Raw genomic sequence first — 7,653 nt, 5'->3', positions numbered from 1 at the left:
TCTCGGCAATTGCTCCTGCATTGCTCTACCTTCTGCATCCATGCAGTCGTAAATGAGAATTTTTTAACACAGGTAGCGACACGTTTAGCCCCGCAAAATGATTAAGTATTATTGCGGATTGGTATAGAATAAAAGAGTGCATAAAATTACAATTAAGCTGGCTGATTTATTACGTAAACATTTAATAAAATGATAGTTTATAAGCAGGCAACACTTTCAACTTTACTTAGGCGAACCCCATCAGCAATCAATATCTTAAACAGTTAGATACAGATTTAAAAAGTGATGAATCTGGAATTATTAACACCCAACTAAAAATAGCCACATTTAACCTGTTTAACTATCTTGAGCCGCCCAATGCATACTATGAGTTTGAGAAAATTTATACCGCGCAGCAGTGGGCTAAAAAGCAGCGTTGGATTGTTGATTACTTAACAGAACATGCCCCTGATGTGATTGGTTTTCAGGAAGTGTTTAGTATTGACTCGTTAAAAGAGCTAGTAGGCGAGCAAGGTTATAATTACTTTGCTGTAGTTGATACGCCAGAGGTGATTGATGACTTTATTTATAAACGCCCTGTAGTGGCAATCGCCTCTAAATACCCCATAGTTGAAGTAGCAGCGGTTGAGCACGATAGTGAGCTTGCAAATGCGCTTGGCCTTAATAGTGAGTTTACTTTTAGTCGTAAAGTACTAAGAGCAACTATAACGCTGCCGCATATAGGCAATACTGATTGTTACGTGGTGCATTTTAAATCTAAGCGCCCAATGATTAATGTTGATGAACATAATAAAGAGCTTACACCCGAGCAAAACATAATTGAAATTTTAAAAGCGAATGTAGCGGGTGGGTGGGGCTCAACTATTCAGCGTGGCAGTGAAGCTACATTACTAATGATACAAATGATTGCCCGTCGCGAAGCTACGCAACAACCCATGCTATTAATGGGGGACTTTAATAATGAACTAGCGGATGGCGTATTAAGCCATTTACTGACAAGTACGCTACGCTTTGCGCCTGCATTTGATGCTAAAACCTACCTCGCTAAATATTGTTTAAATGATTCATGGGATTTGTTTGTTAAGTCGCAGCTAAGCGAAGATGAACTGTCTAATGGTGAGGCAATGACTAGCGATGAAATAAGCGATAGTGAAAGCAATAGCATTTTTGATTTAGCTGATGAAAACGAAGCAAAAAATGTTAATGCAACTAAGCTTATGCCCTTAAGAGCACCAACACATTATTATGGCGCGAGCAGCTCCGTGCTTGATTATATTTTATTATCTTGTGAGTTTGATGCCAGCTACCTTGGCAGTTTTTTTGAGGTGATTGAGTATAATACTTATGATCGTCACTTAATTAACCCCGAATTTGAGCGTGATGATTTAAGTACCGATCATGGTATTGTGTTAGTTACACTAAAACTAAGAAGCTAGGCTTGCTCTATGCATAATTATGCTAAAGTTATAAATTAAAAGTATTCATATAGCAGCAATACTTGATGTATTGCGCCGGTTTGTATATTTTATCATCAGCCTTTTGAATTGTATTAATAATAAATTACTAAAATGGTAAATATGGAATTTTATACCTACTTGAATCATAAGCGAAATATGGATTTACCTTCGCAAATACATAGTTTCATTGTAAAGCGAATTTATAATTTTACATTTTTAGTGAAAGCTTTGCTTTTTGCTTTGTTTGTTAGCTTAAACAGCGCTTACGCACAAGAAACCACCTCATACAATTTAACTAATGAATCTAATGCAGGGCTGCTAAAAAGAGCTGAATTACTTATAGATACTGACGTTATAACAAGTATTGAACTAAGTAAGTCGTTGTTGTCACAAGCGCAAAGTGCTGATGACACGTTACTCAGCGCAAAGCTACATAACTTGCTAGGTAGGGCGAATAAAAAAAATAACAATATTAATGCATCGCTCGAGCACTTTTTACAATCCTCTGTTTACTACAGCAAATTAAATGATTCACGAAACCAAATAAAGGCATCTATTAATTATATAAATATATTATTAGAAGAAAAACGTTATGACGAACTTACTACCCGCATTGAAACTTTATTACCAACAACCCTTGTGTATGGCGATGACTTTTTTATAGCGCAAGTGCTCCTTACTGAGGGGGATTCGTTTTATGAACAAAAAAAGTACAATAACGCGAACGCGCAATATACATCTGCTTTAAAATACCTTGTTGACGAAGACGAATTAATACAAAGACAGTTAGGTGAAACGTATAAAAAATTAGCTCAGTCGTATAAACGCCTCAAAAATAGAGAGCAAACGGCTCACTTTTACACAAAAGCTTTAGAGGTATATTCTAATTTAGGTGATTTAAAGCTAATGGCGCGTACTTTAAATACACTAGCAGAAGCAAATCGTTATTTAGATAACTTAGTTTTAGCCCTTGATTACTCCACTCGCGCATTAGAAATACATAAAGACATTGACGACCCTGTTGGCTTTGCTAAGGCATTACTAGGGGCGGGTATTATTTATCGTCATATTAACCTTTATGAAAAATCACTTGAACATATAAATGAGGCATATTTATATTATAAAAAAGTAAATAACATGCTTGGGATTGCTAAAACATCAAATCAAATGGGACTGGTATATACACGATTAAGGCAGTTTGATCAGGCCGAATTTTTCTATCAAATAACTATCGATTTGCCAAAAGGTATGGTCGAGGAAAAAACGCTCGCTTCAGCTTTAAGAGAAATGGCTGTTATTAACCTCGAATCTGGCGACTTAGCATCAGCAATGCAATATGCTAAAAAAGCTTATATCACTTATAAAAACAAAAACCTTACATCGTACATTTCTACAACAGCACGTATTATTGGTAATATTTATCGTGCCCAAGGAAATAACAACAAGGCTATAGAGTATTACAAAGAGTCATTGTCGTTTGCCAGAGAAGCAGGTGGTAAACTTTATGAGATAAAGTCGCTTACTGCGCTTGCGGGCATTTTAATTGGTATTGATACAAATGAGGCGATTTCTTTACTAAAAAGGTCACTCGCTTTATCAACCGAAATAGATGATAAGTTACATATGCTATATGCTTATCGTGAAATTCGAATAGCAGAAAAATTGCGTGGTCGTATAGAAGAGTCACTTCGTTATGCAGAAGAAGAAATAGCCCTAACCGATATCATTCAAAATGAAAGAAATGAAGATAAATTGGCGCTTGAAAAAGCACATTTACATTCGCACAAAATGGAAATAGAGCTTGAGACGTTAAGAGAAAAAGAAAAACGCCATAAGCTTGAGCTTGAAAAGAAAAATAATCAAATTGAAATCGCCGCCCAAGCTAGAGTTATATCAGAGCTAGAGCTTTCAAAGAATAAATACGCCAGTATTGCGCTAGCATTTTTATTAGCCGCTTGTTTAGCTATTGTATTACTGGTTTATAGAAGTTTTATTGCCTCTAAAAAACGTAATGAAGAGTTAGACTATTTGGCAGCAAGAGACCCTTTGACCAATTGTTATAACCGTCGTATTTTATTTGAGGTTATGAATCGCGACTTTATGGATTTACCTCAGATTGAAGAGTACTGTATTTTAATGGTCGATATTGATCATTTTAAAAGCGTTAACGACACCTATGGGCATAGCATTGGTGACACAGTACTTTGTGGCGTAGCCGAACTTTTACAAGCTAATATACGTAAAAGTGATAGCGTGGCCCGTTTTGGTGGCGAAGAATTTTGTATTATTTTGCCCAACACAACTCAAGAGCAAGCAATACGTATAGCTGAGGCTATTCGTATTAAAGTTGAAAAAGCGACATTTGAAGATATTCCTGTTACGTGTAGCTTTGGGGTTACGTCTATTAAATTTAAAGCCAGAACACCTTCTGAGTTGATAGAACAGGCTGATTTAGCTCTTTATGAGGCTAAGTCCTTGGGGCGTAATCAGGTAGCGTTATGGGATGCTTCGCTTGAAGAGTTTAAACTTTATAGATCGGAGTAAATCCAGCAGTATACAGTTTAGTTTTGATGTTATTTTTTAAAATTATAACAAGTAAATTTTATACAATGCTGTGTGTTACTTACATATGTAATTAGGTCTATTAGATTAACCCTTTGAATATCAGTGTGTTAGCTTAGGCTTCAAAATTGCAATCAATACTAAGTTAAAAACAAAAGAAGGGATTTAATAATGACTGAAGTTGCACTTTCGGCCTATTTGGCATTTTACCTCTATTTAATTATGTTGCTTGTACAGTGGGCTGTGGCTACTTTTAGCAAAGCTAAAGAACCAAATGCTGTACCAGGTAAAATTGACGAGGATTTATCGCACGACAGCTTTATATTTAGAGCACATCGTACGTTTCATAATACGCTTGAAAACAGTGCATTATTTATAGGTACGGTGTTATTTGCGTTTGTAATTAATTATCAAAGCCCGATTTTTGCAATGTGTATTTGGGTGTATTTAATTGCGCGTTTAATTCACATGGCGCTGTACTACGCTATAGCAACGGAGAAAAACCCAAGCCCACGTAGTTACTTTTTTTTAATCGGCGTACTTGCTAATGTGGTTATGCTGATAATGATAGGGTTAAGGCTAATCTCTTAATTTATAAAAAAGTTATAAAATTTATTTATAACGATAAAAAAAGCGAAGAGCCTTTAAGGCATCTTCGCTTTTTTGTTTAAAGTAGAAGCAGAATAAAACTACCTCTACCGTAATGTAATATTAATGGCTAATCGACGCCTATAAACCCGCCTGTTTGGTGTGTCCATAGGGCTGCGTATATTCCACACTTAGCGATTAATTGTTCATGAGTGCCTTGCTCAACTACGCCGCCGTCATCAAGTACAATTAATCTATCCATTTGTGCAATGGTTGATAGCCTGTGCGCTATGGCAATAACTGTTTTACCTGTCATTAAATCATCAAGACTTGCCTGAATTGCGGCTTCTACTTCTGAGTCGAGTGCGCTGGTGGCTTCGTCGAGTATAAGTATGGGGGCATTTTTAAGTAGTACACGTGCAATAGCAATACGTTGGCGTTGACCGCCTGAAAGCGTAACACCGCGTTCGCCCACTTGTGCATCAAAGCCTTTATTGCCTTTGCTGTCGACCAAGTCGTTTATAAACTCAAGCGCCTTAGCTTGTTTGGTCGCGTTGATCATCTCATCGTGGGTTGCATCGGGGCGACCGTACAAAATATTGTCTTTTACTGAGCGATGAAGCAAGGAGGTATCTTGCGTTACCATTGCTATGTAGCGGCGTAGGCTTTCTTGGCTAACGTCTGTGATGTTTTGCCCATCAATTTTTATTGTTCCAGAGTCGGTATCGTAAAAGCGCAGTAATAAGTTAACAAGTGTTGATTTACCCGCGCCAGAGCGACCGACTAAACCAATTTTTTCGCCAGGTTTAATATTTAAGTTTAAACCGTTCATTACAGGGCTGCGATTAGTCTCTTTTGCAGCTTTGCCGTAGTTAAAGTGTACGTTGTTAAACTCAATAGCACCTTGGCTTACGTTAAGCGTATCAGCATTTGGTTTATCGGCAACTTCGATAGGGTTCGACAGTGTTTTCATACCATCGGCTACGGTGCCAATGTTTTCGAACAAGCTGCTTATTTCCCACATGATCCACTGCGCCATACCGTTTAATCTAAGCGCTAAGCTAACAGCAACAGCAATAGCTCCGGCGCTAATTACGCTAAGCGACCATAAATAAAGTGATACAGCGGCAACCGAAAATACTAATAGGTAATTTAAGCTTTGAATAACAAAGTTTAAACTGGTTACTAAGCGCATTTGCTTGTACACAGGCTGTAAAAATACATCCATGCTTTGTTTTGCGTATTGCTCTTCACGCTGGGTATACGAAAACAATTTAATAGTTGAAATGTTAGTGTAACTATCAACAATACGACCAGTCATTTCTGAGCGCGCATCGGCTTGTGAGCTGGCAATTTTTTTAAGGCGCGGTACAAAGTAAAGTTGCACGCAAATGTATAAAACCAACCAAACTAATAAAGGGATCATTAAGCGCCAATCAGCTTCGGCAACTAAAAATACCATTGAGCCAAAATAAACCACGATATACATTAATACATCGAGTAGTTTGGTCACTGTTTCGCGAACGGCTAAAGAAGTTTGCAGTACTTTAGTGGCTATTCTTCCTGCAAATTCATTTTGATAAAAGCTAACACTTTGGCGCAGTAAATAACGATGTGCTAACCAACGAATTGACATAGGATAATTGCCAAGCAATGCTTGGTGCAAAATAGCAGAATGGAAAAAGACAACAATGGGCAATACTAATAACAGCATGACAGCCATTTTAATAAGTTCAGACTTTTGCTCTATAAACAAAGTTTCGGGCGTGTAGGCGGTTAACCAATCAACGAGTTGGCCCATGTAGCTAAATAAAGAAACCTCTAAAATAGCGAGCATGGCGGCACTGATTGACATAAGCAGCAACGACAGTTCCATTCCTTTGGTGTAGTGGCGACAAAAAGCAAATAAAGTAGAAGGCGGCTGAGTGGGTTGGTCCTCAGGAAATGCTTTTGTCATTTTTTCAAATAATCGATACATTTTAAAAACTTAAATGGCAAATAATGACGAGTATCATACCATTTAAGTATTTTTAAATGCAGGTTTGTAGGGCACTAATTATGAGTATTATTCTTATTTATTGCGTTGGGTTACTTAGGTTTATTCCTTCGCTCATGTATAAATCGTCATATCTGAGACCACCATTTCCGTAAGGCTTTTTAATTGGGCCTGTATTACAGTTTGCTAAAAAGTATATAAGAGGTTGTTCGCGCTTCATTCTAAATTGTGCATTTTTATATACCAGCGTTTGACTGTTAAACTCACCACCTTTTACGTAAACATCATATTGCTGACCTTGCTCTGAGGCTGCTGCGTTATTAACAACGTACCATACGTCGTACCAAGTATTTGTTTGCAGAGGTTTAGCTGACTGTTTTGTAGTGTAGTTTTGAATGTTGCTATATCCGCTGTCGGTTTTAACCATTAAAGCGCCATCGTTTACAAACCCGTTTGATTCTGTTTTATCGGTTACGCGAAGTGTTGGCTCAAACGCATCGTACGCATGTTTATTTATTAGCGCTGGAGAAAGGTTACTCAATCCAAAAGCATGGTTATTAGGAAACGCAGCCACGTTTATACGCATATAAAATGTGTAGGTGGCGCCAACTTCAACCGCTTGTGGAAGTTTTGTATAAGAAAGCGCTTTACGATTTCCAACAATGCCATCGCGTGCAGGCTTTTTTAGTAAATAATGATTTATTGATGAGTTTGTTTGTTCTGGTTGTATAACCGTGATTTGAGGGTTTTTGACCTGTGGCTTAGTTTCATTTTGGGTATCGACACTTTGCCAGTCGCTAAGAGAGTTTTCAAAATTATCAATAAGTAGCCAATCGCTCGATGTATTTTTTTGAATGGTTGAACACGACGCTAACGCGCTTAACAAACATAAAAGTGACATGTGTTTAAAATGCATAATTGGGTCTCAGTAAGTTTAGATGTTTTTGGTTAACCAATTATTGTTTTGGCTATAACTTTAAAGTAAAGGTTATGTAACCAATTTAATGTTTTTATGTCAATCACTAAAACAAAAGTTATGGTTTAATAGAG

At 37.3% G+C, this 7,653-nt stretch carries 5 protein-coding genes; 3 read left to right on the top strand and 2 right to left on the bottom strand.

The annotated features are described in order from the left end of the window. Positions 1-332 precede the first annotated feature (332 nt). The 3 genes from H5090_RS19075 to H5090_RS19065 all read left to right on the top strand — a co-directional run bounded on the left by H5090_RS19075 (position 333) and on the right by H5090_RS19065 (position 4,610). The gene (locus H5090_RS19075; protein ID WP_182696483.1) at positions 333-1,436 is read left to right on the top strand and encodes an endonuclease/exonuclease/phosphatase family protein; all 1,104 of its coding nucleotides are present in this window, start codon (positions 333-335) and stop codon (positions 1,434-1,436) included. Positions 1,437-1,613: 177 nt separating this feature from the next. Next, positions 1,614-4,001 carry a GGDEF domain-containing protein gene (locus tag H5090_RS19070; protein ID WP_182696481.1) on the top strand — a complete coding sequence of 796 codons (2,388 nt, stop codon included), beginning with the start codon at positions 1,614-1,616 and terminating at the stop codon, positions 3,999-4,001. Positions 4,002-4,190: 189 nt separating this feature from the next. After that, entirely contained in the window at positions 4,191-4,610 is a 420-nt protein-coding gene (locus H5090_RS19065) for an MAPEG family protein (RefSeq protein WP_002963227.1), read from the top strand. A gap of 127 nt (positions 4,611-4,737) precedes the next feature. Here H5090_RS19065 and H5090_RS19060 read toward each other — a convergent pair whose 3' ends face one another. Both H5090_RS19060 and H5090_RS19055 read right to left on the bottom strand, forming a co-directional pair. After that, the gene (locus tag H5090_RS19060) at positions 4,738-6,585 is read right to left on the bottom strand and encodes an ABC transporter ATP-binding protein (RefSeq protein WP_182696480.1); all 1,848 of its coding nucleotides are present in this window, start codon (positions 6,583-6,585) and stop codon (positions 4,738-4,740) included. A 97-nt stretch (positions 6,586-6,682) separates the two neighbouring features. Next, positions 6,683-7,519 (bottom strand): hypothetical protein, encoded by an 837-nt coding sequence (locus tag H5090_RS19055; RefSeq protein ID WP_024594956.1) that lies wholly within the window; start codon positions 7,517-7,519, stop codon positions 6,683-6,685. Positions 7,520-7,653 lie beyond the last annotated feature (134 nt).

Origin of the sequence: Pseudoalteromonas sp. SR43-5, from assembly GCF_014163835.1 — a bacterium.
Lineage (GTDB): Bacteria > Pseudomonadota > Gammaproteobacteria > Enterobacterales > Alteromonadaceae > Pseudoalteromonas > Pseudoalteromonas distincta.
Note: the sequence above shows the minus strand (reverse complement) of the source record. Positions and strands in the feature narration are given on the sequence as shown.